The 26377-nt window shown below is 60.9% G+C and carries 26 protein-coding genes; 12 read left to right on the forward strand and 14 right to left on the reverse strand.

What is annotated here, in order from left to right; genetic code table 11:
• Nucleotides 1-11 precede the first annotated feature (11 nt).
• Nucleotides 12-932 (reverse strand): branched-chain amino acid transaminase, encoded by a 921-nt coding sequence (locus tag GQB03_RS09725; protein ID WP_159688070.1) that lies wholly within the window; start codon nt 930-932, stop codon nt 12-14.
• 104 nt (nt 933-1036) lie between these two features.
• On the opposite strand from GQB03_RS09725, the gene GQB03_RS09730 reads away from it, so the two are divergent.
• The 4 genes from GQB03_RS09730 to GQB03_RS09745 all read left to right on the forward strand — a co-directional run bounded on the left by GQB03_RS09730 (nt 1037) and on the right by GQB03_RS09745 (nt 3970).
• Nucleotides 1037-1492 (forward strand): NUDIX hydrolase, encoded by a 456-nt coding sequence (locus GQB03_RS09730; protein WP_159688073.1) that lies wholly within the window; start codon nt 1037-1039, stop codon nt 1490-1492.
• Between the two features lie 2 nt (nt 1493-1494).
• A complete protein-coding gene (locus tag GQB03_RS09735) occupies nt 1495-2178 on the forward strand; it encodes a hypothetical protein (RefSeq protein WP_159688076.1) in 684 nt (227 codons plus the stop codon).
• A gap of 16 nt (nt 2179-2194) precedes the next feature.
• Nucleotides 2195-3295, forward strand: coding sequence for a tRNA 2-thiouridine(34) synthase MnmA (gene mnmA / locus GQB03_RS09740; protein WP_159688513.1), 1101 nt, complete (start codon nt 2195-2197; stop codon nt 3293-3295).
• 213 nt (nt 3296-3508) lie between these two features.
• A complete protein-coding gene (locus tag GQB03_RS09745; protein ID WP_159688079.1) occupies nt 3509-3970 on the forward strand; it encodes a glycine zipper 2TM domain-containing protein in 462 nt (153 codons plus the stop codon).
• 82 nt (nt 3971-4052) lie between these two features.
• Here GQB03_RS09745 and GQB03_RS09750 read toward each other — a convergent pair whose 3' ends face one another.
• From GQB03_RS09750 to tsaE, 8 genes are all read right to left on the reverse strand, one after another.
• On the reverse strand, nt 4053-4415 hold the full coding sequence (locus tag GQB03_RS09750; RefSeq protein ID WP_235027010.1) for a hypothetical protein: 363 nt from the start codon (nt 4413-4415) through the stop codon (nt 4053-4055).
• A 131-nt stretch (nt 4416-4546) separates the two neighbouring features.
• Nucleotides 4547-5491 (reverse strand): 4-hydroxy-3-methylbut-2-enyl diphosphate reductase, encoded by a 945-nt coding sequence (gene ispH, locus GQB03_RS09755; RefSeq protein ID WP_159688082.1) that lies wholly within the window; start codon nt 5489-5491, stop codon nt 4547-4549.
• Between the two features lie 25 nt (nt 5492-5516).
• Nucleotides 5517-5945, reverse strand: a complete 429-nt coding sequence (locus tag GQB03_RS09760) for an FKBP-type peptidyl-prolyl cis-trans isomerase (RefSeq protein ID WP_159688085.1) — start codon at nt 5943-5945, stop codon at nt 5517-5519.
• Nucleotides 5942-6436 carry a signal peptidase II gene (gene lspA / locus GQB03_RS09765; RefSeq protein ID WP_159688089.1) on the reverse strand — a complete coding sequence of 165 codons (495 nt, stop codon included), beginning with the start codon at nt 6434-6436 and terminating at the stop codon, nt 5942-5944. Before lspA ends, GQB03_RS09760 begins: the two co-directional genes overlap by 4 nt.
• A gap of 24 nt (nt 6437-6460) precedes the next feature.
• A complete protein-coding gene (gene ileS, locus GQB03_RS09770; RefSeq protein ID WP_159688092.1) occupies nt 6461-9259 on the reverse strand; it encodes an isoleucine--tRNA ligase in 2799 nt (932 codons plus the stop codon).
• A 24-nt stretch (nt 9260-9283) separates the two neighbouring features.
• On the reverse strand, nt 9284-10219 hold the full coding sequence (locus GQB03_RS09775; protein WP_159688095.1) for a bifunctional riboflavin kinase/FAD synthetase: 936 nt from the start codon (nt 10217-10219) through the stop codon (nt 9284-9286).
• Nucleotides 10220-10423: 204 nt separating this feature from the next.
• Nucleotides 10424-11788, reverse strand: coding sequence for an N-acetylmuramoyl-L-alanine amidase (locus GQB03_RS09780; protein ID WP_159688099.1), 1365 nt, complete (start codon nt 11786-11788; stop codon nt 10424-10426).
• Nucleotides 11755-12258: a tRNA (adenosine(37)-N6)-threonylcarbamoyltransferase complex ATPase subunit type 1 TsaE gene (gene tsaE, locus GQB03_RS09785; RefSeq protein WP_159688102.1), complete on the reverse strand. Its 504-nt coding sequence runs from the start codon at nt 12256-12258 to the stop codon at nt 11755-11757. Before tsaE ends, GQB03_RS09780 begins: the two co-directional genes overlap by 34 nt.
• Here tsaE and queG point away from each other — a divergent pair.
• The 3 genes from queG (at nt 12241) to murI (ending at nt 15194) form a co-directional block, all read left to right on the forward strand.
• Nucleotides 12241-13335 (forward strand): tRNA epoxyqueuosine(34) reductase QueG, encoded by a 1095-nt coding sequence (queG, locus tag GQB03_RS09790; protein WP_159688106.1) that lies wholly within the window; start codon nt 12241-12243, stop codon nt 13333-13335. The genes tsaE and queG overlap by 18 nt on opposite strands.
• 150 nt (nt 13336-13485) lie before the next feature.
• Nucleotides 13486-14322, forward strand: coding sequence for an N-acyl amino acid synthase FeeM domain-containing protein (locus tag GQB03_RS09795; RefSeq protein WP_200832169.1), 837 nt, complete (start codon nt 13486-13488; stop codon nt 14320-14322).
• 62 nt (nt 14323-14384) lie between these two features.
• Nucleotides 14385-15194 (forward strand): glutamate racemase, encoded by an 810-nt coding sequence (murI, locus tag GQB03_RS09800; protein WP_159688109.1) that lies wholly within the window; start codon nt 14385-14387, stop codon nt 15192-15194.
• A gap of 16 nt (nt 15195-15210) precedes the next feature.
• Here murI and GQB03_RS09805 read toward each other — a convergent pair whose 3' ends face one another.
• The 3 genes from GQB03_RS09805 to GQB03_RS09815 form a co-directional block, all read right to left on the reverse strand.
• Nucleotides 15211-16056, reverse strand: a complete 846-nt coding sequence (locus GQB03_RS09805) for a sulfurtransferase (RefSeq protein ID WP_159688112.1) — start codon at nt 16054-16056, stop codon at nt 15211-15213.
• Between the two features lie 9 nt (nt 16057-16065).
• Entirely contained in the window at nt 16066-16425 is a 360-nt protein-coding gene (locus GQB03_RS09810) for a SpoIIAA family protein (RefSeq protein ID WP_159688115.1), read from the reverse strand.
• 183 nt (nt 16426-16608) lie between these two features.
• Nucleotides 16609-17538: a branched-chain amino acid transaminase gene (locus GQB03_RS09815; protein WP_159688119.1), complete on the reverse strand. Its 930-nt coding sequence runs from the start codon at nt 17536-17538 to the stop codon at nt 16609-16611.
• A 347-nt stretch (nt 17539-17885) separates the two neighbouring features.
• Between GQB03_RS09815 and glpK the strand changes: the two genes are divergently transcribed.
• The 3 genes from glpK to GQB03_RS09830 all read left to right on the forward strand — a co-directional run bounded on the left by glpK (nt 17886) and on the right by GQB03_RS09830 (nt 21934).
• Nucleotides 17886-19379 (forward strand): glycerol kinase GlpK, encoded by a 1494-nt coding sequence (glpK, locus tag GQB03_RS09820; RefSeq protein ID WP_159688122.1) that lies wholly within the window; start codon nt 17886-17888, stop codon nt 19377-19379.
• Nucleotides 19366-20883: a glycerol-3-phosphate dehydrogenase/oxidase gene (locus GQB03_RS09825; RefSeq protein WP_159688126.1), complete on the forward strand. Its 1518-nt coding sequence runs from the start codon at nt 19366-19368 to the stop codon at nt 20881-20883. Before glpK ends, GQB03_RS09825 begins: the two co-directional genes overlap by 14 nt.
• 100 nt (nt 20884-20983) lie before the next feature.
• On the forward strand, nt 20984-21934 hold the full coding sequence (locus GQB03_RS09830; protein WP_159688129.1) for an AEC family transporter: 951 nt from the start codon (nt 20984-20986) through the stop codon (nt 21932-21934).
• Here the strand turns inward: GQB03_RS09830 and GQB03_RS09835 are convergent.
• Complete coding sequence (locus GQB03_RS09835) at nt 21927-22850, reverse strand: LysR substrate-binding domain-containing protein (RefSeq protein ID WP_235027011.1); 924 nt, start codon at nt 22848-22850, stop codon at nt 21927-21929. The genes GQB03_RS09830 and GQB03_RS09835 overlap by 8 nt on opposite strands.
• 116 nt (nt 22851-22966) lie before the next feature.
• Here GQB03_RS09835 and GQB03_RS09840 point away from each other — a divergent pair, with 116 nt between their 5' ends.
• Nucleotides 22967-23635: a glutathione S-transferase family protein gene (locus GQB03_RS09840; RefSeq protein WP_159688132.1), complete on the forward strand. Its 669-nt coding sequence runs from the start codon at nt 22967-22969 to the stop codon at nt 23633-23635.
• A 14-nt stretch (nt 23636-23649) separates the two neighbouring features.
• Here GQB03_RS09840 and GQB03_RS09845 read toward each other — a convergent pair whose 3' ends face one another.
• Nucleotides 23650-24309, reverse strand: a complete 660-nt coding sequence (locus GQB03_RS09845) for a Crp/Fnr family transcriptional regulator (RefSeq protein WP_159688136.1) — start codon at nt 24307-24309, stop codon at nt 23650-23652.
• A gap of 45 nt (nt 24310-24354) precedes the next feature.
• Here GQB03_RS09845 and GQB03_RS09850 point away from each other — a divergent pair, with 45 nt between their 5' ends.
• Complete coding sequence (locus GQB03_RS09850) at nt 24355-26358, forward strand: CHASE2 domain-containing protein (RefSeq protein ID WP_159688139.1); 2004 nt, start codon at nt 24355-24357, stop codon at nt 26356-26358.
• Nucleotides 26359-26377 lie beyond the last annotated feature (19 nt).

Raw genomic sequence — 26377 nt, forward strand, 5'->3', positions numbered from 1 at the left:
GGCGCGCTCGCTCAGATAAAGGAAAGCCAGTGTTCGTATTCGGGGGCGCGGCCATTGACGATATCGAAGAAGCGCGACTGCAGCTTTTCGGTAATCGGTCCGCGGGTGCCGCTACCGATGACCCGGTTGTCCAGCTCGCGGATTGGCGTGACTTCTGCTGCCGTGCCGGTGAAGAAGGCTTCGTCGGCGATGTAGATGTCGTCGCGCGTGAGCCGTCGGGGCTGGACTTCGAGGCCGAATTCACGTGCGACCTGAATGACCGAATCGCGGGTGATGCCGGTCAGTGCCGAGGCGATTTCGGGTTCATAGATCTTGCCGTCCTTGACAACGAACAGATTCTCCCCCGCCCCCTCGGCAACGAAGCCCTGGGTATCCAGGAGGAGCGCTTCATCATATCCGTCCTGAGTTGCCTCAAGGTTGGCGAGAATGGAGTTTGCGTAGGTGGTGGCGACCTTCGCCCGCGGCATCGTGACGTTGACGTGATGGCGTGCGAACGAGGAGGTGCGTACGCGGATGCCGTTCTTGAGGCCGTCTTCGCCGAGATAAGCGCCCCATGGCCAGGCGGCGATCGCCACGTGGACGGTTGAGCCTCGGGTCGAAATGCCCATTTTCTCCGAACCATAGAAAGCGATGGGCCGCAGGTAACAGGATTCGAGTTTGTTGGCGCGGACAACCTCGAGTTGCGCTTCCATCAGTTGCTCGATGGAGTAGGGCAGGTTCATGAGGTAGATCTTGCCTGAGTTGATCAGTCGCTGGGTGTGTTCACGCAGGCGGAAGATTGCCGTGCCGTTGACGGTGTTGTATGCCCGTACGCCTTCGAAGACCGACAGCCCATAGTGCAGTGAATGGGTCAGCACATGGGTCGTGGCATCGCGCCACGGCACCATTTTGCCGTCGTACCAGATGAAGCCGTCGCGGTCGGCCATGGACATGTTGGAATCTCCAGCGTTGCGTTTGATCGAGACCGGCAATTCTAGCGGATTTGCCGAATGGCAGAAACGGGCGTGAGCGTGGCGCAACAGTTAGAATGCCGGGCATGGAAAGAAGCTGGAAACCAAACGTCACGGTGGCCGCGGTTGTGGAGCGGGGTGGTCGTTTCCTGCTGGTCGAAGAAGAGACCGTGGACGGGCTGCGGTTCAACCAACCGGCCGGGCATCTCGAGCGGGGTGAATCGCTGGTCGAGGCCGTGGTGCGGGAGACGCTGGAAGAGACTGCCCATGGCTTCGTGCCGAATGCACTGGTCGGCATCTATCAGTGGCCGCGGCCCGACGGCGAAATCACCTACCTGCGGTTCGCCTTTTGTGGCGAGGCCGGAATGTGCGACCCGGCGCGCAAGCTCGACGACGGTATCGTACGGGCTGTATGGATGAGCTTCGACGAGATCAGCGCGTGTCGCGCGCGCCACCGTAGCCCGTTGGTGTTGCAATGTATCGAAGACTTTGTGGCTGGTCGCCGCTACGGACTCGAGTTGCTCCGTCATTATCGGGAATAGAGGTGCTACGTCGCGTGCTCTGGCTTGTTGTGCTGCTGACGGCGCCGGTGCGGGCTGCTGAGCTCGACATTTGCTTCAATTACGGTTGTCAGAACGAGGCTCGCGTGAGCTTCGAGGACTCCTTGATCGAACGACAGGTGACCTACGTGCAGCAGGCCGGGAGCGCGCAGGATGAGCGAAGACGTCTCGCCGAGGTCGTTGGCTTGCTTTATCGGGAAGCGGGCAGGCAGTCTCCGATCCACGCGGACCGCAAGGGCGATTACCTGGACGAGGGCGTATATGGAAAGATGGACTGCATCGATCATTCCGAATCGACCACCCGCATGCTGGCAATGCTCGAGGCGAGCGGGGCGATGCGTTTTCATCGCCTGATTGGTCAGCAGCGCCGTAGTTTTCTCATTTTTCAGCATTTCTCGGCTGCACTCGAGGAACTGGAAGTCCCGCTTGCCCGACCGGCTTCAGTGGATCCGGTCGCGGATTATGTGCCTTATCTCTTGGTACTGTGCGATTGTGAGGACTTGATCGCCAAGCAAGGGACAGATATGGAAAAGACATCGGCTGTTGCCGGGCGGAGCGTGGAATTGCCGCGTTTCGTGATCGACAGCTGGTTCGTGGAACATGGAGAGCCGGCGGTGATATTGCCGTTAGGTGCCTGGCTTGGGGGAGAAGGACCGAATGTCCAGTGATAAAGATCCGAATGGTATGACCGTTGTGGTCGGCATGTCTGGCGGCGTCGACTCGTCGGTGGCTGCCCTGCTGCTCAAGCGACAGGGTTACAAGGTCGTCGGCCTGTTCATGAAGAACTGGGAAGACGACGATGATTCCGAATATTGCTCCACCCGTCAGGATCTCGTCGATGTCGCGTCTGTCGCGGATGTGCTCGGCATCGATCTTGAAGTGGTCAACTTTTCGAAGGAATACAAGGACCGGGTGTTTGCCGAGTTTCTTGCCGAGTATGAGGCGGGTCGCACGCCGAACCCCGATATCCTCTGCAACAGCGAAATCAAGTTTCGCTGCTTTCTCGACCACGCAATGCAGCTTGGCGCTGACAAGATCGCCACTGGCCATTACGCGCAGGTGCGTGAATGGTCGAACGACGGCCGTACCGACTTTCAACTGCTGAAGGCCGAAGACGGGACCAAGGATCAGAGCTATTTCCTCTATCGCCTGAACCAGGCTCAGCTTTCAAAGACCCTCTTTCCGCTTGGTCAGCTATACAAGCGAGAGGTCCGGAAAATGGCGGCTGCAGCGGGTCTACACGTCCACGACAAGAAGGATTCAACCGGTATCTGCTTTATCGGAGAGCGCCCGTTCCGGGAATTCCTGATGCGCTACCTGCCGACCGAACCCGGTGAAATCCGCAGCTTCGACGACAATCGGGTACTCGGAGAGCATCAAGGGCTGATGTACCACACGATCGGTCAGCGCAAGGGATTGCACATAGGCGGAATCAAGGGAAATCAGGATGATGCCGGAGAGCACGATGCCTGGTATGTCGTCAGCAAGGACATGGCTGCAAACGTGCTTTATGTCGTGCAGGGGCACGATCACACGGCACTGCTTCGCGATCGCTTGACTGCGACGCAGTTGTCCTGGGTGTCAGGTAGGGAGCCGCGAACTCACTGGGTGTACACCGCCAAGCCGCGCTACCGCACGCCGGACATGCCTTGCGAAATCGATGCGCTCGGCGAGGGCCGTGCAGAAATAGCCTTTGCGCAGCCACAGTGGGCGCTTACACCGGGGCAGAGCGTTGTGGTTTACGAATCGAAGGTGTGTCTTGGTGGAGGCGTGATCGATCTCTAGCCCCTGTGATTTGTAAGCGAACGAAAACGCCGACAGCTCTCCGATACAGCAAAGTATCGCCGCATTAAGAAAATTTTCAGTAAAAACAGACCCTTGCTTCAATTCTGTGGGCTGCTGACTGATCGTCCGATACGTAACCGGTAACAGCTTTTGTTCGGGCTCCACCTCGAAGGCCTGCATACTGCATCCCGATTCTGGATCGGAGAATGATGTATGCGCAGGGTTGCAAGTGTGGTTCTCATGTGGGGCTGTCTGAGTGCCGGTGCAATGGCGGGCGATGTCGGCACTGCCTTGGGTGGCGGCCTGGGGGCGGCGGCAGGTGCCGTGATCGGTCACTCCGTTGGTGGTAAGGATGGCGCAGTACTGGGTGGCGCGGTTGGCGGCGCGGTCGGTGCTGCGGCGGGCAACGACGGACGTGGAAAGAGCGGCGCGATGCTTGGCGGTGCGTTGGGCGGCGCAGGTGGCGCGGCCCTGGGGGGAACTGCGGGTGCCGCGATCGGCGGGGCGGCCGGCGCGGTCGTCGGCAAGAATGTTTCCGAGTCAGGTTCGGGACGAGCCCGAGAACGTAACGTGTATCGTGAGCGGGTCGACTACCGCGACGATGGTGATCGTCGCGGGCGTGGTCACAAGTACGGTCATTACAAGAAGCATTCACGCCATCATCATCGGGATTGAACTTCCGAAACAGAAAAAGTGGAACGGCGCCATCTGGCGCCGTTCCACTTTCTGCAATTGGTATCCGGGGTGTCGGGACCGCTCAAACCTGCGTGCAATCGCTCGCGAGAGGTTTGTTGCGATGACCATCGAGCAAAATGCTCTTCCACGGAAGATCGATCCATACAAGGCCGCTTCCTGCATCCTCGTAGCGTGGCAGGCCGGAATAGGAGTGGTTGCGGCTGAGATCGTAGTGGCCGCCGCCCCATCCGATGCGTACGTGGTTCGCATTCTCCCGGTCGCGCAGTACTTCAACCTTCTGGCCCATGTCGCACCGATAGGTACCGCTCGCGAGGTCGAAATTGAGTTGCTGATCCCCGCCTGCTTTGGGCAGCTCGGAAGAGACCGACTTTTCCGCCGTTGGCGCTGGTGGTGCGGTCGTGCAGGCAGCGAGCAGGGAAAGCATGAAAGGCAGTGCGATGCGGCGGAGATACATGGTTCCTGATCCGGGCGGGACGATGAAGCTGGATATTCTAGCTACATCCGCGGTGACGGGTTGTTTCCGGAACATCACTTTACGTATTTCGTCTCCATGGCCTAACCGGACTGTACGTTCTGCAATTCCCTGGGTAGCGGGAAGGTGACTCTTTCCGGTACCCCTTCGAGAGACCGTACGGAAGTCCCGCCGAGGCTCTTGAGCCGATCGATCACGGCGGCAACCAATACCTCGGGGGCGGATGCCCCTGCCGTTACGCCGATCCGGCGCTTGCCTTCGAGCCAGGCCGGATCGATGTCCTCGGCGTTGTCGACAAGATAGGCCGGCACGCCACGCAATTCGGCGACTTCCCTGAGCCGGTTCGAGTTGGAACTGTTGAGCGAGCCCACCACGAATACGACGTCCGCCTGCGGCGCCATGAATTTCACGGCGTCCTGGCGATTCTGCGTGGCATAGCAGATGTCGTCCTTTTTCGGGCCAATGATCGCCGGAAATCGCTTGCGAAGCGCGTCAACGATCGCGGCTGCGTCGTCCATCGACAAGGTTGTCTGGGTGACATATGCCAGCATGTCGGGATTAGCAACCTGCAGGGTCGCAACATCGGCAACCGTTTCGGCAAGGTGGATCCCGTCCTTCACCTGGCCCATGGTGCCCTCGACCTCGGGGTGCCCTTTATGGCCGATCATCACCAGCTCCCGTCCCTGTTCGCGCATTCTGGCGACCTCGAGATGCACCTTGGTGACGAGTGGGCAGGTGGCATCGAACACCTGCAGGCCTCTCGCCTGAGCTTCCGAGCGCACCGACTGGGGAACGCCGTGGGCACTGAACACCACGGTATTCCCCGGTGGCACGTCGCTGAGATCCTCGATGAACACGGCGCCCTTGGCGCGCAGTCCATCCACCACGAACTTGTTGTGTACGACCTCGTGACGCACGTAGATCGGCGCCCCGAAGCGTACCAGCGCCCGCTCCACGATCTCGATCGCGCGTTCGACACCGGCGCAGAAACCGCGTGGGTTGGCGAGCAGAATTTCCTTGTCGTTCATCATTGCCTCTGCCGGAAGGTCCGGGTTACAGGATTCCGATCACTTCCACGTCCAGACGGATCGATTTTCCCGCGAGCGGGTGATTGAAGTCGATCACCGCGATCTCGTCATCTACCTCGCGGACCAGCCCTTGATAGCGGGAGCCGTCCGGTGCCGTGAATTCCATGATGCTCATTGCCTCGATTTCGCTTTCCATCATGTCTGCACGCCGCACGCGTTCGACGAGCTCGGGCTTGTGAGTACCGAAAGCCTGCTCGGGTTCAAGCAGGAAACTCTGGAACTTGCCGACTTCCATGCCGGTGAGACAAGCCTCGAGGCTGGGCAGGATCTCGCCGGCGCCCAGTTGCAATGTGGCCGGTGTGCCTGCGAAAGTGTCGATCACTGAGGGGCCGCCCTCGAGTGCGATTCGGTAGTTTAGGGTGACGAGGCTATTCGGAAGAACGGTCTGGATCACGAAATCTTCTCCGGGGACGACGCGCCGCGCTGTCCCTTCAGTTGGCCGACCAGCATGAGGACGACGCCCAGCGTGATGGCGGAATCGGCAAGGTTGAATGCTGGCCAGCCATAGCGGCCAACGTGAAAATAAAGAAAATCGACCACGGCGCCAAATACGAAACGATCGATTACGTTGCCCACCGCACCGCCGATGATCAGCGAAAAGGCTGTCGGCAAAAGGGTTTCGTCCTGATGGTGCCGCAGCAAGGAGAGGAGCCAGCTGCAGATCGCGAAGGCCAGTATGATGAAGAACCAGCGTTGCCAACCAGAGTGGTGAGCCAGAAAACTGAAGGCCGCGCCCGGGTTGAAGACCAGCACGAGATCGAAGAATCCCGTTACGGGAACGTTCTCGCCAAAGTTCAGCACGGCCATGATCCAGTACTTGCTCGCCTGATCGAGTGCGGCAACAAGCACGGCGAGGCCCAACCACCCGGCCAGGCGCGGGGTCATCGCCATGCTCCGTGTCGGGCTTGATCAGGCATGGGTACGCTCCTCACCGTCGCCGAAGAGGTTGCTGCCGCACCGGGCGCAGATTGTCGGGTGTTCGGCATTTGTCCCGACGTCCGGTGAGTAGTGCCAGCAGCGTTCGCACTTCGCATGTGTGCTGGGGGTGGCGAGAATAGTCTCGTCGTCTGCCGTGGTCGCCAGCGTGAGCCGGGCGGAAGAGGTCATGAGCGTAAATTTGAGATCGTCGCCGAGTGATGCCAGCGCCACATGTTTGTCCCCGGTCAGCGTGAGGCTGAGCTCTGCCTGAAGCGACGAGCCGACCTTGCCTTCGGTCCTCAGGCCCTCGATGACCTTGAGGGCGTCGCTGCGCACCGCGCGGATGATCTCCCAGCGAGCGATCAAACCTTCTTCGCCGGCCTGTTCGGGCAGTGCGTGGAAGGTGTGCAGCATCACGCTATCTTCTGCATCCCTGCTCAGCACGTTCCACACTTCTTCGGCGGTGAAGGAGAGGACGGGCGCCATCAGACGGACAAGCGTCTGGGTGATGTGCCACAACGTCGTCTGCGCCGAGCGGCGGGCGTGGCTGCCTGCCTTGGTGGTGTAGAGGCGATCCTTAAGGATGTCGAGGTAGAAGGCTCCGAGATCCTCGGAGCAGAAGATCTGCAGCGCTTGTACCACGCGATGGAACTCGAATTTTGCGTAGTCCGCTTCGGCCTGCTGCGCCATCCTGCGGGTGAAGGCCAGTGCGTAGCGGTCGATGTCAAGCCATTGCTTGAGCGGGACGGCATCCGTGGAGATGTCGAAGTCCGCAGCGTTGGCGAGCAGGAAGCGCAAGGTGTTGCGGATCCGTCGGTAAGCCTCGACCACGCGATCGAGGATCTCCTTCGACATTGCGAGCTCGCCGGAATAGTCCGTGCTGGCGACCCACAGGCGCAGGATCTCGGCACCGAGCTTGTCGGATACCTCCTGCGGCAGGATGGTGTTGCCGAGGGACTTGCTCATCTTGCGGCCTTTCTCGTCCACCGTGAAGCCGTGCGTGAGCAGCGCCTTGTAGGGCGGATGGCCGTCGATCGCGCAGCCGGTGAGCAAGGACGAATGGAACCAGCCGCGGTGCTGGTCGGAGCCTTCGAGGTAGAGGTCGGCGCGCGGCCCTTCGGTGTGACCGTCAGGGTGGGAGCCGCGCAGCACGTGCCAGTGTGTCGTACCCGAATCGAACCAGACGTCCAGCGTGTCGCTGATCTTGTCGTACTGTTCGGCTTCGGCGCCGAGGAGTTCGGAGGTGCCCAGCTTGAACCAAGCCTCGATGCCTTCTTTCTCGACGCGTTTGGCGACCTCTTCCATCAGCTCAACAGTGCGCGGATGGAGTTCGCCAGTCTCCTTGTGCAGGAAGAAAGGAATCGGCACGCCCCAGTTGCGCTGGCGCGAGATGCACCAATCCGGGCGGTTGGCGATCATCGCGTGCAGCCTGGATTGTCCCCAGGCCGGGAAAAAGCGGGTCGTTTCGACGCCCTTCAAGGCGCGTTCGCGAAGGGTAGGGCCTTCGGCGGGCTGGCGGTCCATACCGACAAACCACTGCGCGGTCGCGCGGTAGATCACTGGCGTCTTGTGGCGCCAGCAGTGCATGTAGCTGTGATTGATCGACTCCTGCGAGAGCAACGCGCCGACCTCGGCGAGCTTGTCGACGATCTGCGGATTGGCTTTCCAGATCATCAGGCCGCCGAAGAAGGGCAGATCGCTGACGAAATGCCCGCTGCCTGTTACCGGAGCGATGATCTCGTCGTTGTCACGGCCATAGGCATGCCATGCATTGAAGTCGTCCACGCCGTGGGCCGGCGCCGAATGCACGATTCCGGTGCCGGCGTCGAGACCGACATAGTCCGCCAGGTAAACCGGCGAAACGCGATCGAACAGCGGATGACGAAACTCGATGCGGTCAAGTGCCTGGCCAAGACAGGTCGCGATCACCGTGCCTTTGAGCGCGTAGCGTGCCAGGCAGCTCTCGACCAGATCCTTGGCAAGTACCAGCAGGCGGTCTCCGGCGTCGACGAGCGCGTACTCGTACTCAGGATGGATATTGAGGGCTTGGTTGGCGGGAATCGTCCACGGCGTGGTGGTCCAGATCACCGCCGCAGCGGGCTTGGCAAGCGCGCCGAGGCCGAAGGCTTCAGCAAGCCGGGCCGACTCGTAGACCGGGAACGCCACGTCAATGGCCGGGGATTTCTTGTCGGCGTACTCGACCTCGGCCTCGGCAAGTGCCGAGCCGCAGTCGAAACACCAGTTGACCGGCTTTAGACCCTTGAAAACATAGCCAGCCTTGACCATTTCCGCCAGCGCCCTGATCTCGTTGGCTTCGTTGGCGAAGTTCATCGTCTTGTAGGGGTTGTCCCAATCACCCAGCACACCAAGGCGGACGAAATCCTTGAGCTGTCCTTCGATCTGCTCGGCAGCATAGGCGCGGCACAGTTCGCGCACCTTGTCGCCGGAGAGGTTCTTGCCGTGGGTGACTTCCACTTTGTGCTCGATGGGCAGACCGTGGCAGTCCCAGCCCGGAACGTAGGGGGCGTCGAATCCGGCCATTGTGCGCGATCGCACGATGATGTCCTTCAGGATCTTGTTCAGCGCATGACCCAAGTGGAGGCTGCCGTTGGCGTACGGGGGGCCGTCATGCAGGATGAACTTGGGCCGGCCGGCGGCAGCCTTGCGGATCTTCTGGTAGAGCTTTTTCTTCTGCCAATTCGCGATCCAGCCCGGCTCGCGCTTGGCGAGATCGCCTCGCATCGGGAACGGCGTATCGGGCAGGTTGAGGGTCTTGCGATAGTCAGCCATGGGAAAAGTCTTTGGACGATTTAATCAATTGAGGTTTGCTGTGAGCCAGGTCCGCGCAAGGGCGGCGTCGCGGGCGATCTGAGTCTTGAGGGCGGCGAGTCCGTCGAATTTCATCTCTGCACGAAGTCTGTGATGAAAGTTGATCCGCAGGTGAGCACCGTAGCAGTCGTCACTCCAGTCGAACAGATTGACCTCGAGCGTTGGTTTGCCAGCAGCACTGACGGATGGGCGCACGCCCACGTTGGCAACGCCGTAGTGCAAACGGGAGCCCTCCAAACCCTCGACGCTGACTGCAAAAACGCCTGAAAGCGGCGTGCGGCGATGTTTCAGTTGGATGTTTGCGGTCGGAAAGCCGATGGTTCGCCCGATCCTGTCGCCGCGGACGACGCGTCCGGCGATGCTGTAGGGGCGGCCGAGCAGGGCCGCGGCGTCACTCAAGCGACCTTCGTGAAGGGCAGCCCGAACGGCGGAACTCGACACGCGTTCGCCATTGAGCTCGAGGGTCGGCATGGCTTCGACGCCGAAGCGCAGCAGTTTTCCCGCTTGCTCCAACATCGCGAAATCGCCCTTGCGCTGCTTGCCGAAGCGAAAATCGTCGCCAACCATGAGATGACGAACCCCCAAGCCTCGCGCCAGGATGTCTTCGATGAACTGCTCCGCCGTATGGGCCGCGAAGCGGGCGTTGAATCGGCCAACGAAAACGCGATCGACGCCGCAGCTCTCGAGAAGGAGCAGCTTCTCGCGCAAGGACGCTAGTCTGGGCGGAGCCTGATCCGGGGCAAAGTACTCACGCGGGTGTGGCTCGAACGTCAACACCGACGCTGGCAGAGCAAGACTGCGCGCCTTGTCGATGAGCAGTTGAAGCAGCGCGCGATGACCGAGGTGAACACCATCGAAATTGCCGATGGTGAGAACCGATGAATGTTGGGCGCGTTCAGGAATGCCGCGGAAGACCTGCATAACCGCCTGTTAAAAAAGGCGCAATTATACGGCTAAATCGCTTGCTCGGCGGCACTGCATGGAGCCGGCCCCTCAATCCGTGCCGCTTCTTCGCAGTGGCGTTATGCATGATTCCCGTTCGGAAGCGCGGCTCGGTAGCGCCAATTGTTATTGGCGGCTTTCGAAGTACCCTGGCTCGCATGAGCTTGACTGGACAGCTTTACCTCAGTCAAGCAGTGCCAGCTTGGAGCGTGCGGTGGGCGGATTGCGCGAGAAGTAGCGTTTGATGCCGCGGATGATCGCCTGGGCGAGCTTTTCCTGGTACGCGTCATCGTTGAGGCGCGCTTCCTCCTCGGGATTGCTGATAAAGGCGGTCTCGACGAGGATCGAAGGAATGTCGGGCGCTTTAAGGACGGCAAAGCCCGCCTGCTCGACGTCCGATTTATGTAGCCGGTTGATGTTGCCAATCTCGTCCAGCACCGCCCGGCCGACCTTGAGGCTATCGTTGATCGCAGCTGTCTGGGAAAGATCGAGCAGGGTACGGGCGAGGTGTCCGTCACCACCTGCCAGGCGAACGCCGCCGATCAGATCGGCATCGTTTTCCTTCTTGGCAAGCCAACGCGCGGCGGCGCTGGAGGCGCCTCGTTCGGAAAGGACAAAAACGGAACTTCCGTGGGCGTCGGGTCGGATGAAGGCGTCTGCATGAATTGAAACGAACAGATCCGCCTGTACGCGGCGGGCTTTGTTCACGCGGTGGTGGAGTGGCACGAAAAAGTCGCCGTCGCGGGTGAGCATGGCCCGCATGTTCGGCTCCGCGTCGATGCGCGCCTTCAGCCGGCGAGCGATCTCGAGGGTGACGTTCTTCTCATAGCTGCCACGGTGACCGATCGCGCCGGGGTCTTCGCCGCCATGGCCGGGGTCAAGCGCGACGGTGATCAGGCGCCGGATTTTCGGCTCGTCCTGGTCTGCGCGGGAAAGCCTGCCGTTGCCATCCGGTTTTTCCGCTACTGTCGTGCTGGAGGCTCCGCGCTCCGGTGTGGGGGCGTTTCCGACAGCCGCCTCATTCGGTGTGGTCTTCTCGATCAGGGCGAGCAAGGGGTCGACAGGGGTGGACGGGTACAGATCGACGACCAGTCGATGACCGTAGTCGCCAATCGGATTGAGCGTGAATATCTGCGGGTCGATCTCCCGCTTGAGTTCGACGACAACGCGCACGACTCCGGGGCGGTTGCGCCCGGCGCGAATGAGTTTGATGTAGGGGTCCTGAGGACTGACCCGATCGCCGAGATTCTGTACCAGGCTATTGAACTCGACACCTTCGAGATCGAGCACCAGGCGCTCGGGGTTCCTGACGATCTGTTGCGTGAACTTCAGCTCGGCCCCACCTTCGAGCGTGATCCGCGTGTAGTCCTCTGCGGGCCAAACCCTCACCGCGAGAATGCTCGCCTCGGCAGCGCGTCCCACGGGGCTCACTAGCATCGCCAGCACCGCGCCGGAGGCCCTCATGAATGCGCGGCGACCCTGAAGGCCTGCCGAAGGCGATGTTTCCTGATCGTTCAGCGCTCCGGGGAACTCATCCTCTGTATGCATTTTCGTCCCGCCTCCGTCAGTGCGTGCAAGCGTGCATGGCGCCCTTGAGCGACCATTTCCAGCTCGATTTCGAGATCCGGAGCGGGAATGTGCGGTGCTGCGTGTCGCGGCCATTCGACAAGGCAGACGCCCTGTCCTGCGAAATATTCGTCAAGGCCGGCTTCAAGATACTCATCCGGATGGGTGAACCGATAAAAATCAAAGTGATATAAGTGTATTCTAGAATCTACATAAGGTTCAACAAGTGTGTATGTGGGACTTTTCACGTTTCCTCTGAATCCGAGAGCCCGAACCACACCTCTGGTAAGCGTTGTCTTGCCGGCGCCGAGGTCTCCGGAAAGGTAGATGATGAGTCCGGGGGCGAGGGCCGGGGCCATCGCCGCGCCTAGCGCCATTGTGTCCTCCTCGTTCTGCAGAGCGATTTCTGCTGTGTTACCGCTATCATCGAGGGCATGGAAAAGAAGGTGCATTCGGAAGACTCCGGCGAGGGGAACGCCGGTGAAGCGCTGGCCGCGCTACGGCGTGAAATCACGATTTGGGGAGACGAACTCGGTTTCGACGCAGTGCGCGTCGCCGGCGTCGATCTGTCTTCAGCCGAGGCGGGCGTGCAAGCCTGGCTGCAGGCCGGGTTTCACGGCGAGATGGATTATATGAGCAAACACGGCAGCAAGAGGACGCGGCCGGCCGAACTGGTTCCGAATACGTGCAGCGTCATCAGCGCACGAATGTCCTATCTGCCGGATGCTGCCGATCCAGTCGAGAATCTGCGTGACCCGGAGCGAGCATATATTTCGAGATATGCGCTCGGCCGCGATTATCACAAAGTGCTGCGTTCGCGCTTGCAGCAACTGGCGAATCGCATTGCGGGATCGCTACCTCACGGATACCGGGTTTTCGTTGATTCGGCTCCAGTCATGGAGGTTGAGTTGGCAAGTCGTTCGGGACTGGGGTGGCGCGGCAAGCACTCGCTGCTACTTGATCGTTCGGCGGGTTCGATGTTCTTTCTTGGTGAGATCTATACCGACCTGGTGCTTCCGGCAGATCCTCCCGTGGAGGAGCACTGCGGATCATGCCGCACCTGCCTTGATGGGTGTCCTACCGGGGCTATCGTCGCTCCCTACCGGGTTGATGCCCGGCGATGCATTTCATACCTGACGATCGAGTTGAAGGAAGCGATTCCGGTTTCGATGCGTCGTTTGCTTGGGAATCGGGTCTACGGTTGTGATGATTGTCAATTGGTTTGCCCCTGGAATCGATTTGCCCGCACGACTGCCGAAACGGATTTCAGTGTTCGTCATGGCCTGGACCAAGCAAGCCTCACGGCGTTGTTCCACTGGGATGAACGCGAGTTTTCAGAGCGCATGGCGGGCAGCGCGATCTATCGCATCGGTCATGAGCGCTGGTTGCGCAACCTGGCAGTCGGCCTGGGAAATGCGCCGACATCGAGTGTCGTGCTTGCAGCGCTTGCCGCGAGAAGGAATGACACGTCTCCCCTTGTCCGGGAGCACGTCGCGTGGGCATTGGCCGAACACGAAGGGCGGCGGTAAGTGTTGGGGATTACCCCATATCAAGAAACACTTATTCGCAATTAGAATTATGGAATATATTGATTGAAATCTGTCATTCATTGAATATCCACGATCAAGTGGGGAAAATTGGTTATTCTTCCCACCATCAGCAGGAGAACCACGCCGCTCATGAGCTTCATCGACTCCCGTCGTAACGATGTATCGGACTGGCAGCAGGCATTGGCGGAAGTTACCGTCATGGAAAGCCTTCGTCTGCAGGCGATGTGCATTGAGCAGGACGAGATCGAGGGTATTCAGGACTTCGCCGAACGAAAGGACAAGTTTCAGATAAAGCTGCTGTCGGGTAGCCAACAGGAGAAGCGGGAAACGAGCCTGCTGATCGAGAAGCGGTATGCGTGGCGTGGCTATAACAGTGTCGCGAGCCTGGATCAGCTGCCGAATCGCATGACGCTGAATGCCGAACTGTTCGGCAACATCTACGCGACTCTTACTGTAAACATCGATTCACCGGCCGGGCTGGCGGTGGATGAAACCTATCCGGAGGAAGTCGCCGATCTGCGGCGGAGGGGCAAACGAATTTGCGAGTTCGGCAAGTTCGCAGTGGAGCCATCCGTGCGTTCGAAACGTTTGCTGGCGACGCTTTTCCACATGCTGTATCTGTATGCCTATCGCGTTCAGGGGTGTACCGATATCCTCATAGAAATCAATCCCCGCCACCGCTTTTTCTACCAGCGTTATCTCGAGTTTCGGAAGATCGCGACCGAGCGTAGCTGCGAGCGGGTCGGTGCGCCGGCCCTGCTGATGCATATTTCGTGCGAGTACGTCCGCGATCGTCTCGCCGAGCTCGCCGGCCGATGGCGTGAACTTCCTGACGAGAAATCCATATACAAATATGGGTTCCCGCGCGAACAGGAAGACTCCCTGATCCTGCGTCTGATCCAGGAAGGCACGGTGCCTGACGCAGAGGATGCGATCGAGGCGGATCACGCCTCCATGATTTCCTGAGTCTGCTGCACGGGGCGCCTGCTCCGGGTAGAATCCGCGCCTTTCCATCACCTGATCAGATCATGGCGTCTCCGCGCGAGTTGCCGATCGGCGTTTTCGACTCTGGCGTCGGCGGCCTTACAGTGGTCCGAGCACTCATGGAACGCTTGCCGCTCGAGCACATCGTTTATTTCGGCGATACGGCACGCGTCCCATACGGGATAAAGTCGATTCCCACGATCGAGCATTTCACGGGACAGATCACGGATTTCCTGATGGAACGTGGTGTGAAGATGCTGATCGTGGCGTGTAATACGATGGCTGCCGTTGCGGTTCACGAGGTCGCCCGGCGTGCCGGAAACATTCCCGTGCTTGATGTCATCGATGCCGGGGCGAGGGCTGCGGTGGAAGCATCCCGTGGTGGCAATATCGGCGTCATCGGCACGCCCACCACGGTGAATTCGAATGCCTACGCAAGGCGAATGCATGCGCTTGATCCGCGGATAAGGGTGTTTTCCCAGGCCTGCCCGTTGTTCGTGCCGCTCGTGGAAGAGGGTTGGCTGGAGCACGAGGTAACGCGTTTGACCGCGAGGGAGTACCTGAAACCGGTGTTGGCCGAGGGTGTGGATACACTGGTACTGGGGTGCACTCACTACCCCCTGCTCAAACCGCTGCTTCAGGATGTTGTCGGTCCGGGTATCCGATTGGTCGATTCTGCCATCACGACCGCCGAGTTTGCAGCCGCGAAACTCGCGAGCCTTGATCTCGCGAATCATGGAGAAGTGCCGGCACGTTACGCATTCAACGTGACTGACATTCCTCTGCGCTTCCAGACGATTGGCGAACGCTTTCTTGGCCGCTCCCTCTCGCAGGTCACAAAGGTGGAATGGTAGTACCGTCCGGCCCGATTCAGGCCGGGCCGGTCGCAACAGGTCTGGCCGGATCCGCGCACCATTCGCTCCAAGATCCTGGGTAGAGCAGGGAGCCCGAAAGACCCGCGGTCTCCATGGCGAGCAGGTTCAGACACGCGGTAACGCCGGAGCCGCATTGGTGAACGACCCTCGAGGGTGGATGACCCCGAAGAAGGCCATCGAACTCTTCGCGCAACATCGCAGGTCCCTTGAAACAGCCATCTTCGTGAAAGTTGTCGCGAAAGAAGCGATTCATGGCACCGGGAATGTGGCCCCCGACAGGATCGAGCGTTTCATTTTCGCCGCGAAACCGATCCGGGCTCCGCGCATCGATCAGCAGTAGCTCCCCTTGCGCGAGGCCGTCCTGAAGCGCCGCGGGTCCGACCCAGTCGGGCCGCGGACTGGCCTTGAACGTTTGCGGCTCAGGTTGGAGGATTTCGCTCGTAAGCACTTTCGCCGTTCGGCACCATGCTTGGTAACCACCGTCAAGGATGGCGACCCGTTCATGACCTAGCCAACGCATCAACCACCAGAGCCGCGCGGCATACATGCCACCGGTATCATCATAAGCGACGACTTGCGTGTTCTCGTCAATCCCCCACCTGCCGAAGCTTGCGGCAAGTTTCTCGGGCGTCGGCAGGGGGTGACGGCCATTCCGGCCGTTGGGTGGTGAAGACAGATCCTCGTCGAGATGGGCGAAACAGGCACCTGGCAGGTGTCCGATTGCGTAGGCCGCGCGACCGAAAGTGGGATCGGCGAGATCGTGACGGCAGTCAACGATCCTCAGATGCGTGTCATGCAGGTTTTGCGCGAGCTGTTCGGCGCTGATCAGCGTGGTAAACAAGAGCGTCCTCTACGTGGTCTCGGTTTCAATGCCAAGCCAGTTTCTGGCGGCCGTCTCGTCATCGAAGACCTGTACATCGGCCTTTACGAAGATCTGCGATATCCAGGCGCTCCAGGTGACCCACTGATCGCTTGTCAGGATTGCAATGCGGTTGAAGTCGTTCGCGTGATGGCGTGAGAACTGTATTTCTTCCCATGCCACGTCCAACGTGAATCCGGCCATGTCTCGGAGATCCATGAGCAGATTGACCTTGCCCTCGAACTGGATCTTGTAATTCACCTGTTCTTCGAACTCCTTGTAGTCCGCAAGTGTGAACTCACCGAAAACAGCGACGGCTACGACATTGGGTGCCTGCGAGGTGGTGATCATTTTTGCCTCCGGTGGTGCGATGAAGTCTGCGGCCTACTATAGCCCTGCCGCCGGAACGCTTCAATCGGCGTCCCGGAATTCCACGGACATTTGGCTTTGGGCGTCGACTTCAGCCTGCTTGATCTGATGACGTCCGGCAGGAGGCGTGAAGGGCTCGCTCGAGGCGAGCCCTTCACGCCCGGGTCAGCGGGGCTGGACGTGGGTAAGCCAGTCGCTGTGTTTCTTGTCCGAATCAGTCACGCACGCAAAGAAGCGCGACTGAAGATTCCTGGTGAGCGGTCCGGGTTCGCCCGCCCCGATCCGCCGGCGGTCCACTTCGACGACGGGCGTGATCTCGGCTGCAGTCCCACTGAAGAACAGTTCATCCGCCACATAGAGTTCGTCGCGCGTGATGCGACGGGAGACGATCTCGTACCCTGCCTCGCGCGCCAAGGTGTGGATGGTTCGCCGGGTGATACCGTCTAGTGCCGAGGTGATTTCGGGCTCGTAAATGATGCCACGCTTGATGACGAACACGTTCTCACCCGGACCTTCGGCAACGAAGCCGTCCGTATCGAGCAGCAGCGCTTCGTCGTAGCCGTCACTGCGAGCCTCACGGCAGGCGAGGATCGAATTGGTATAGGTGGACACAGATTTTGCGCGGCACATCTGGATGTTGACGTGGTGACGCGAGAAGCTGGAAACCTTCACGCGGATTCCCTTGTTGATTCCGTCATCGCCGAGATAGGCGCCCCACGGCCACGCCGCGATCATCACGTGAGTCGCTGCGCCGAGTGGATCCACGCCGGCTTTCTCCGCCCCGAGAAACACCAGCGGGCGTATGTAACCGGCTTCGAGTCCGTTTCGCGAGACCGCCTCGCAACAGGCCCGACGAAGTGCAGCGCGTTCGAAGGGCATGTCGATGCCGAGGATCTGTGCCGACTCGAACAGCCGCTCGAGGTGATCGTCGAGTCTGAATATGGCGGGCCCCGTCGGCGTACGGTATGCACGGATACCTTCGAAGCATCCGAGCCCGTAATGCAGGGTGTGCGTCATTGCATGGATTCTGGCTTCTCGCCACGGCGTCCATTCGCCGTCCAGCCAGATCCATCCGTCACGATTTTCCATGCTCATGGAAAACTCCTTCAAATGTGTTTTCAGTTGTCTGGGAGTGTCATCGGTCGCGCCACCGCTTCGCGGTGAAACGCTCTGGCATGCGCGGGATGGGCTTGCCGGGTCCTGAACGCCGCGCCGGTTGGGGTGGCGGCACCGCCTGGGCCTTGTCGGGCAGGGGGCGGAAGGGGTGTTTTCGGTGCGTCCAGAATGCGCTGCCGGCCCCCTGCCATTCAAACGAATCCGGGAACGTAATTGATGAACGATTTTCATCTGTTTGCGGGAGCGTATGCATGACCGAGGTTTCATGCGCGGGTCCAATCCGCTATCGTTGCGCCACCACAAGCCAGCCATGGCGAGGAGACGAAATGGATTACCTGCTGGCCCTCGATCAGGGCACCACCAGTTCAAGGGCAATTGTGTTCGATGCGAGGGCCCGTGTCGGCGGTGAGGCACAGCGCGAGTTTGCGCAGTCGTTTCCTCGTCCCGGTTGGGTCGAGCACGATCCGATGCAGATCTGGCGCTCGCAACTCGAGTGTGCCCGTGAAGCGATTTATGAGGCTGACGCGGGAGGGCGCCAGCTTCGTGCCATCGGCATCACGAATCAACGCGAAACCACCATCCTGTGGGATCGAAAGACCGGCCAGCCTCTGGCTCCGGCAATTGTCTGGCAGGATCGCCGGACTGCGAGCCATTGCGAGAAGCTGCGCAAGGCCGGACACGAGGACTCGATCAGAGCGCTCACAGGACTCGAACTTGATGCCTATTTCTCGGCAACGAAGCTGGCATGGCTGCTTGACCATCTGCCTGGTGCGCGCGCTCGGGCAGAACGTGGCGAGCTGGCTTTTGGAACGGTGGACAGCTGGCTGGTGTGGCAATTGACCGGTGGGACGCTGCACGTTACCGATCCGAGCAATGCCTCGCGCACCCTGTTATTCGACATTCACAAGCAATGCTGGGATGAGGCATTGCTGGCACTTTTCAACGTGCCCCCCGAGGTGTTGCCCGAGATCGTCGACACATCCGGGGTGATCGGACATACGGAGCCGTCACTTTTCGGTGGGCGGATCCCGATCGGCGGCGTAGCGGGAGACCAGCAGGCCGCGACCTTCGGTCAGATCTGTGTTTCGCCCGGAATGGCCAAAAATACCTATGGAACGGGATGTTTCCTGACGCTCAATACCGGCACCGAGGCGGTGGCGTCGCGCAATCGCCTATTGACAACGGTCGGCTGGCGTCGCGGGCCGGATACCCGGTATCTGCTGGAGGGCAGCGTCTTTGCTGCTGGTGCGGTCGTCCAGTGGCTGCGCGATGGCCTCGGATTCATTCGCACGGCGGCCGAAGTCGAGGCCCTGGCCGCGAGCGTGCCCGACAATGGACAGGTAGTCATGGTGCCCGCCTTCACGGGTCTGGGTGCGCCACACTGGGATCCCCATGCGCGTGGAACGCTGATGGGTATGACGCGTGGCACCACGGCCGGGCACATCGCGCGCGCCGCGCTCGAGTCCGTGGCCCTGCAGACGGTCGATCTGGTCGACGCCATGGTGGCCGACAGTGGGCAGCCGCTCAAGGAACTGCGCGCGGATGGTGGCATGACCCGCAACGATCTGTTGATGCAGATGCAGGCCGATCTTCTTGGTGTCCCGGTGGTACGACCGCGACAGACGGAAACAACGGCGCTGGGCGCGGCCTTCTTTGCCGGACTGGCGGCAGGTGTCTGGGCGGACGAAGCGGAACTCCAGCATCACTGGGCGGCAGAACGGGTTTTCGAACCTCGGATGTCGGCAGATCAGCGCGAAGCGATGCGTTCGCGCTGGCGCAAGGCGGTTGAGCGCACCCGGGGCTGGGATGATCCTGAATGACCCGGGCCCTCTGCCGCGCGAACGGCTCATCGCGCAGCTGGCCACGCAGCCCGCCTGGGATCTGATCGTGATCGGTGGCGGTGCCACCGGTCTGGGAACGGCCCTCGATGCCGCAACCCGCGGCTATCGGACCCTGCTGCTGGAGGCCCGCGACTTCGCAAAAGGAACAAGCTCTCGGTCGACCAAACTGGTGCATGGTGGCGTGCGTTATCTTGCGCAAGGCCGTATCGGCCTGGTCCGGGAGGCGCTCCTCGAGCGCTGGCGGCTGTCGCGAAGCGCGCCGGGGCTGGTGCGCCGGCAGCGCTTTGTAGTGCCCGTATATCGTCTGTGGGACAAGCTCAAGCTGGGGGCGGGTCTGACTGCCTACGACCTGCTCGCCGGCCGTCACGGATTCGGCCGTGCACGGTTGCTGGATGCGGCACAGACGCTTGCGGCCTTGCCGACGGTACGCAAGGAGGGGCTAAAGGGTGGCATAGCGTATTTCGACGGGCAGTTCGACGATAGTGCTCTGGCCGTCGCGCTTGCCAGAAGCACCATTGCCGCAGGTGGCCTGGTGATCAACTACATGGCCGTGACCGGCCTGCGCCACGAATCCGGCCGGGTCTGCGGGGTGATCGCCCGCGACCAGGAAGGTGGAGAGGAGTTCGTTCTTGAGGCCAGGGCGGTCGTCAATGCCACGGGGGTGTGGGCTGACGATCTGCGCAAGATGGACGAACCTGGGTGCGCGCCGATGCTCTCGCCCAGCCAGGGGGTACATCTGGTGGTCGGGCCGCAATGGCTACCCGGTGGCGATGCCCTGCTGGTGCCGGAGACCACGGATGGTCGGGTGCTGTTCATGATTCCATGGCAGGGCAAGGTGCTCCTCGGCACCACCGATACACCACGCCCCGACGTACCGCTCGAGCCTGGACCACTGCCGGGCGAAGTCGAATTCATCCTGCGAACGGCGCAAACCTGCCTTTCGCGGGCGCCGCAGCGAAGCGACGTGCTGAGTGTCTTTGCCGGTCTTCGCCCGCTGATTGGCGCGGCCCCGGATGAACCGACCGGTCAGCTTTCGCGCGAGCATGTCATTCGTGTATCTGCGAGCGGCCTGCTCACCATCGGCGGTGGAAAATGGACGACCTACCGGCGAATGGCCGAGGAGACGACCGACCGCGCCGCCAACCTTGCCGGCCTGTCCCCACGACCTTGCGTGACCGCGGAACTGAAATTGCTCGACCAACCCTTGTCTGATGGCAATGCCGGATTCCTGCATCCGCGGCTTGACCTCAGCGCCGCGCGTGTCGAGCAGGCGATACGGTTTGAGTTTGCGCGCAACGTCGAGGACGTGCTGGCGCGGCGACATCGTGCGCTCTTTCTGGATGCCGAAGCTGCCGTCGAGGTGGCGCCGGCCGTGACCGAACTGATGGCCGGACTGTTGGGGCGCGATGGCGCTTGGGTGTGCGCACAGACCGAAGGATTCCGCGAGCTGGCGAGCGCTTACCACGTCGCATCCAGCGACTGAATATCACCAGACGTCGTCCTGTTTCCGGCTTGTGTTGTCGCGGCCGCTCGGCCCGGGTAGAGTGAATCGGTTCTTGATGCGGTGTGGCACCATTCCTCCCTTGAGCGACTTCCTGCAGATCCTCGCATTCTCGCTTTCAGTGACCGGACCGATCTTCGTGCTCCTGGCGCTGGGGATTCTGCTCATACGGATCGAGTTCCTCAACGACGCGTTCGTCGACATCGGATCCAGGCTGGTTTTCACTCTGGGGCTGCCCGCCCTGCTTTTTCTGAACGTAAGCAAGGCGAATCTCGGGGAGTCGGCCGATCTGGCACTGGTGGGCTACGGGTTGCTCATGACACTCGTGGTCTACCTGCTGCTCGAATATCTGGCAGCGAAGCATGTTTCTCCAGCCGAGGACCGTGGCGTCGTGGTACAGGGCGCGTACCGGTCGAACATGGGCATCATCGGCCTTGCCCTGTGCGCCAATGCGTACGGCGACCGAGGCCTGGTTGCGGCATCACTGTACGTGGGGCTCGTGACCATCCTCTTCAACGTGCTGGCGGTCATCACGCTGAGCCGCTCCCGACTGCGCAAGCAGGGCTGGGGGCGGATGCTCAAGGGCATCGTGCTGAACCCGCTCATCATCGGCATCATTCTGGCCTTCCCGGTGTCGATCGGCAACATCGCGCTTCCCACGGCTTTGCTCCGCTCGATCCAGTATGTTGCGGATCTGACGCTGCCCCTCGCCCTCATCTGTACTGGCGCTTCGCCCAATCTGATGGCGTTTCGCGCCGAGATCCGCAACACGTTGCTGAGCAGCGGATTCAAGCTCGTGGTCGTGCCGGCCCTTTTCTGTCTGGGCGGAATCGCGCTGGGTTTTCGGGGCATCGAACTCGGTGTGCTTTTGCTCATGTCGTCGGCGCCCACGGCGGCGGCGAGCTACGTGATGGTAAGAGCGATGGGTGCGAATGCCGCCCTTGCCGCGAACATCATTGCAGTGACGACCATCGGCTCGCTCGTGACGACCAGTCTGGGGATCATGTTGCTGCGCGCCGCTGGCCTCATGTAATCGAGGTCGTCGAGGTGGGCCCGGGACTCAACGCAGCGCGCTGGAGCCATTCGACGAATGCGCAAAGCCACGCTTGTTCTGCCGCTGCGGATGTCATGACGGCATAGAAACCGCGGCCTTTGCAGCGGATCGAAAACGGTTCGACAAGTGTGCCATTGGCAAGAAAGGCACGTGCCGGCAGACCCACGCTCATGGCGATCCCGGCGCCCGCGGCCGCGGCTTCGAGCATCATCATCGCGTCTTCGAATTCCGGCCCGCTGTCAGGCTCCGCCCAGTCCAGGCCGACCGCTTCAAACCAAGGCTTCCATGGGAGCAAGGGGTGGCGCAACAGCCGCTCACGCGCGAGGACTTGTGGGTCCGGCGGGCGTCCAAGCCTCGCTGCAAACTCGGGCGAACAGACGGGGGCGAGTTCTTCGTTGCTGAGCTTGCGGGCGACCAATCCCTGCCAAGGAGGTCCGCCGTATCGCAGTCCGAGGTCTGCGCTGCCATTCAGGAGTGGTTCCAGACTTGTCGAGACAGTGACCGTGAACTCGATTTCGGGGTGGCTTCTCTGGTACTCGGCGAGGCGGGCGACCAGCCATTTGGAGCCGATGGCCGGCGCAACGCTGATACGGACACGCCGGCCCGCGTCACGCGACGGGTGTTTCAGGGTGCGAGTGGCCTTCTCGATGATCTCCAGTCCGGCACGAATCTCGGCGTGATATCGGGCGCCGGCTTCGGTAAGGATGACTCGTCGATTGGCGCGGCGGAAGAGAGGCTGGCCGAGCCATCCTTCCAGACAGCTGATACGATGGCTTACGGCGGATGGCGTAAGCTTGAGATGTTCTGCCGCGCGAACGAAACTTCCCAGTCGTGCTGCCGCATCGAAGGCTAGGAGCATGGGCAGGGGAGGGACGTTGAGCATGGGCGTGGTCATCGAGCCGGACACTTTTCTCGCATCTTAAACGCCCGCATTATTCAATGCATCTTGCGGTTGCCGTGCCGAGTCGGTTATGTTGAACGGGTACGGAATCGCGCGCATCGGAGGTGTTCATGTACACGCTTTATTGTGGTAACAAGAACTACTCGTCATGGTCGTTGCGCGCGTGGTTGTTGCTTGCGCATTACGGCATTCCGTTCGAAGAGCGAATGGTCTCGGTAAGCGGACGTGGGGTTAGCGAAGAGCATCGGGCGTATTCCGGAAACGGCCTCGTGCCATGTCTGCATGACGGCGATTTCCAGATCTGGGAAACCTTGGCGATTGCGGAGTACCTTGCCGAGCGCCACCCGGGCATATGGCCTGGGGATCCGCTGGCCCGTGCGCGGGCGCGCAGCATCTCGGCGGAGATGCATGCTGGATTTGGCGCGCTGCGCGGGGCAATGCCGATGAACGTCAAGCTGCGCCTCAAGGGGCGACCGGCAGCCCCGGAGGTTCAGACCGATATCGATCGGGTTGTCGCCATCTGGAGCGAGGCGCGTCAGCAGTTCGGACAGGGAGGGCAGTGGCTGTTTGGCGGCTTTTCCGCGGCCGATGCAATGTACGCGCCGATCGTGTGGCGCTTTGCCACCTACAATGTTCAACTGCCGGCGATCGCCCAAGCCTATTGTGATGCGATGCTCGAGCTGCCCGCGATGAAACTCTGGGAAATGGGTGCGCTTGCCGAGAAGGCCTGTATCGCCGAGTGTGATGCGCTGGTGGCGGAGTACGGCGGAGCGCGCTGAGCGTAGGTCCAGCCCTACCAGCGTTGGGGCAGCTTCTTGAGCAGTATCAGTCGATGATGTTCGATTTCGATATAGCCGCCGGTGACGAGATCACGCAGGATACGGTTCACCATTTCCCGGGAGGCGCCGACCATATTGGCGATTTCCTGCTGGGTCAGCCGACGTTCGATCACGAGATGGCCATCCCTTTCTTCGGCAAGGGAAGAGAAGAGACGTGATATCCGGCCGAAGACGTCCACCAGCGCGAGGGCACGTACGCTATCGGTCAGGGAGCGGATTCGTGCCACCAGATTTCTGACGACGATGTGCATGACCTTCGGGTCGCTATCGATGAGTTCCAGAAACGCCTGTTGCGAAAGCTGCAACAGTTCACCTCGTTCGAGCGCAATTACCGAGGCGGAGCGGGGCGCTTCGTCGAGCAGGGCCAACTCGCCAAAATAATCCCCTTCGCCAAGTAGCGAGAGCGTGATCTCGCGGCCGTTTTCGTCCATGAGGAAGGCCTTCAGCGTACCGGACTGGACAACGAACAATCCGTGTGGCTCGTCGCCTTCGCTGACCACTATCGTGCCGGGCAAAACCGGTCGGATGCGGCTATTCTGGCGGAGGGATTCGAGTTGTGACTCGGTCAGACCGGCGAAGATGTCTACCCGGTCCAGATACGTGGCTGAGTCCATCCATTACCCCCTTATCGACCTGTTCGTTAATGAAGGTGCGCGTGCGTGTTCCGCCTGACCAACCGATACCTGTTGCTATTGGCAAGCCTCGCAATCACGTTCCTGATCGGACTGTCGCCACTGGCTTCGCTCGAGACTGGCCTTGGCATCAAGCTCCTATACACCCTGCGCGGAATGCGCGCGCCACCACCAGACGTCCTTATTGTATCGCTGGATTCCCGTGCCGCCAGTGCCTTGGGCCTTTCGAGGCGTCTTACCGAATGGTCGCGGGCGACCCATGCGGTGATGGTCAATGGTCTGGTGTCGAGCGGAGCGAGGGCGATCGGCTTCGATGTATTGTTCGAACGTGAGCGGGATCCCGCGGGCGACGCAGCGTTCGCTCAAGCGCTGCAACGTGCGGGCAGGGTAGTGCTAGCGGAGGCGGTCGCCCGACGGAAGATTCTCGATTCTGCTGGCAGGGAGCTCGCGAGTGTGGAGTACCGCAGCCTGCCACAGGCGATGTTTGCCGATGTGGCATATACGACGGCGCCGTTTATTCTGCCCAAGACCGACGAGGGGGTGTTCGAGTTCTGGACACATCTGCCCGGGGTGGGTGACCGACCAACAATGCCGGTGGTGCTGGCCGGTATCATGGCGGGAAGAAGCTTGCAGGAAGCACAGCAATCCGGCTTGGGCCGCGAGGCGCGCCGGCTCGCGCTGAATCTTTATGGTCCGCTTGGGCGGATCACTACCCTTTCCTACGATCAGGCGCTGAGGCTGCTCGAAGATCCGCTTCAGGCCAGGCGCCGCTTCGAAGGGAAGGCCGTCATCATCGGCCTGTCCGAGCCCAACCAGAGCCTGCAATCCGACGCATATCGCACACCATACAGCAGTGCCGACGGCGTGGACGTGAGTGGTGTCGAGCTGTGTGCCACGGCACTTGCGAATCTCCTCGACGGGTCCTACCTGCGGCGTCTCGAGCCGGCGACGGAGCTTGCCGGGCTGCTTGTCTGGTCGACGACCCTGATGCTTGTCTGGCTGTGTCTCGCACCGCGGATGGCAATGTCCGTTACGGTGGTCGGGGTGATCGCATACGCGCTGTTGGCGGTGCTCGCTTTTGGTCGCGGCAATCTATGGCTGCCGGTGATCCTTCCGCTGTTGGTCGTTCCAGTCATGATTGCCGGTCTTGGCCTGGGTGCGCACTACCGTCGTGTTCGCGTCCGGCAGGCTGACCTTGAACGCGCAATGGAGCATGGGCTTTCACATCGGGCGTTCGAGCGCCTTGAGGGCGTTCTTGGTGGATTGAGTGCGGGGCGCACGGTCTTTGCCGTCTGCCTCTGTAGCGATATCGAAGGGTATACAGCCCTTTCGGAGACACTTTCTCCACAAGGCACACGTGACGCGCTCAACCGGTATCTCGAAGCTTTCATCCCGAAGGTGGAGTCGAATGGTGGCTATGTCGTCGATATCGTGGGTGACTCGGTGATGTCGGTCTGGGTTGCGGATGCCTCTCCGGCCCAGGCGCGCGATGGGGCGCAGCGCGCCACCCTCGCGCTGGATGATTACATGAACGGTAGCGAGTTGCGGCCCGGGGCCCTGCCGACCCGCTTTGGGCTCCATTTTGGTCAGGTCTTCTTGGGCGAAGTGGGGTCCGACAAGCGCAGGGAGATCCGCGCCGTGGGTGATATCGTCAATACCGCCAGCCGTATCGAGGGTGTCAACAAACTCTTGGGTACCCGGATCCTGGCGTCGGAAGGTGCGCTTCCGACGCCCTGCCATTCGGGCGCTAGAGCGGCAGGGCGCTTCGTCCTCAAGGGAAAACGCCAGTCGTTGGCCCTTTACCATTTGTCCTCGAATCCGGAGCTCCTGTCTTTCGCACCCGACTTCGAGCGCGGTTTCGCGGCCTTCACGGGGGGGGACTTCGTTGCGGCAGGACAATCGTTCGAGCGCGCACTGGCGGGGCGGCCAAATGACGGAATATGTGCCTACTACCTCAGTCTGTCCCGACGCTTGGCACTTTCCGGTGCCACCTCCGAGTGGGACGGAAGTGTCATTCTCGACAACAAGTAAGGCTCCCTGCTCGGTGTAA

Origin of the sequence: Cognatazoarcus halotolerans, from assembly GCF_009800965.1 — a bacterium.
Classification (GTDB): domain Bacteria; phylum Pseudomonadota; class Gammaproteobacteria; order Burkholderiales; family Rhodocyclaceae; genus Cognatazoarcus; species Cognatazoarcus halotolerans.

Excerpts from the sequence above, each read along its gene's own strand:
- GQB03_RS09725 (WP_159688070.1), bottom strand. The coding sequence starts at position 932 with ATGTCCATGGCCGACCGCGACGGCTTCATCTGGTACGACGGCAAAATG.
- GQB03_RS09730 (WP_159688073.1), top strand. The coding sequence starts at position 1,037 with ATGGAAAGAAGCTGGAAACCAAACGTCACGGTGGCCGCGGTTGTGGAG.
- mnmA (WP_159688513.1), top strand. The coding sequence starts at position 2,195 with ATGACCGTTGTGGTCGGCATGTCTGGCGGCGTCGACTCGTCGGTGGCT.
- GQB03_RS09745 (WP_159688079.1), top strand. The coding sequence starts at position 3,509 with ATGCGCAGGGTTGCAAGTGTGGTTCTCATGTGGGGCTGTCTGAGTGCC.
- GQB03_RS09750 (WP_235027010.1), bottom strand. The coding sequence starts at position 4,415 with ATGCTTTCCCTGCTCGCTGCCTGCACGACCGCACCACCAGCGCCAACG.
- ispH (WP_159688082.1), bottom strand. The coding sequence starts at position 5,491 with ATGAACGACAAGGAAATTCTGCTCGCCAACCCACGCGGTTTCTGCGCC.
- lspA (WP_159688089.1), bottom strand. The coding sequence starts at position 6,436 with ATGACCCCGCGCCTGGCCGGGTGGTTGGGCCTCGCCGTGCTTGTTGCC.
- ileS (WP_159688092.1), bottom strand. The coding sequence starts at position 9,259 with ATGGCTGACTATCGCAAGACCCTCAACCTGCCCGATACGCCGTTCCCG.
- GQB03_RS09775 (WP_159688095.1), bottom strand. The coding sequence starts at position 10,219 with ATGCAGGTCTTCCGCGGCATTCCTGAACGCGCCCAACATTCATCGGTT.
- GQB03_RS09780 (WP_159688099.1), bottom strand. The coding sequence starts at position 11,788 with ATGCATACAGAGGATGAGTTCCCCGGAGCGCTGAACGATCAGGAAACA.
- queG (WP_159688106.1), top strand. The coding sequence starts at position 12,241 with ATGGAAAAGAAGGTGCATTCGGAAGACTCCGGCGAGGGGAACGCCGGT.
- tsaE (WP_159688102.1), bottom strand. The coding sequence starts at position 12,258 with ATGCACCTTCTTTTCCATGCCCTCGATGATAGCGGTAACACAGCAGAA.
- GQB03_RS09795 (WP_200832169.1), top strand. The coding sequence starts at position 13,486 with ATGAGCTTCATCGACTCCCGTCGTAACGATGTATCGGACTGGCAGCAG.
- murI (WP_159688109.1), top strand. The coding sequence starts at position 14,385 with ATGGCGTCTCCGCGCGAGTTGCCGATCGGCGTTTTCGACTCTGGCGTC.
- GQB03_RS09810 (WP_159688115.1), bottom strand. The coding sequence starts at position 16,425 with ATGATCACCACCTCGCAGGCACCCAATGTCGTAGCCGTCGCTGTTTTC.
- GQB03_RS09815 (WP_159688119.1), bottom strand. The coding sequence starts at position 17,538 with ATGAGCATGGAAAATCGTGACGGATGGATCTGGCTGGACGGCGAATGG.
- glpK (WP_159688122.1), top strand. The coding sequence starts at position 17,886 with ATGGATTACCTGCTGGCCCTCGATCAGGGCACCACCAGTTCAAGGGCA.
- GQB03_RS09825 (WP_159688126.1), top strand. The coding sequence starts at position 19,366 with ATGATCCTGAATGACCCGGGCCCTCTGCCGCGCGAACGGCTCATCGCG.
- GQB03_RS09835 (WP_235027011.1), bottom strand. The coding sequence starts at position 22,850 with ATGACCACGCCCATGCTCAACGTCCCTCCCCTGCCCATGCTCCTAGCC.
- GQB03_RS09840 (WP_159688132.1), top strand. The coding sequence starts at position 22,967 with ATGTACACGCTTTATTGTGGTAACAAGAACTACTCGTCATGGTCGTTG.
- GQB03_RS09845 (WP_159688136.1), bottom strand. The coding sequence starts at position 24,309 with ATGGACTCAGCCACGTATCTGGACCGGGTAGACATCTTCGCCGGTCTG.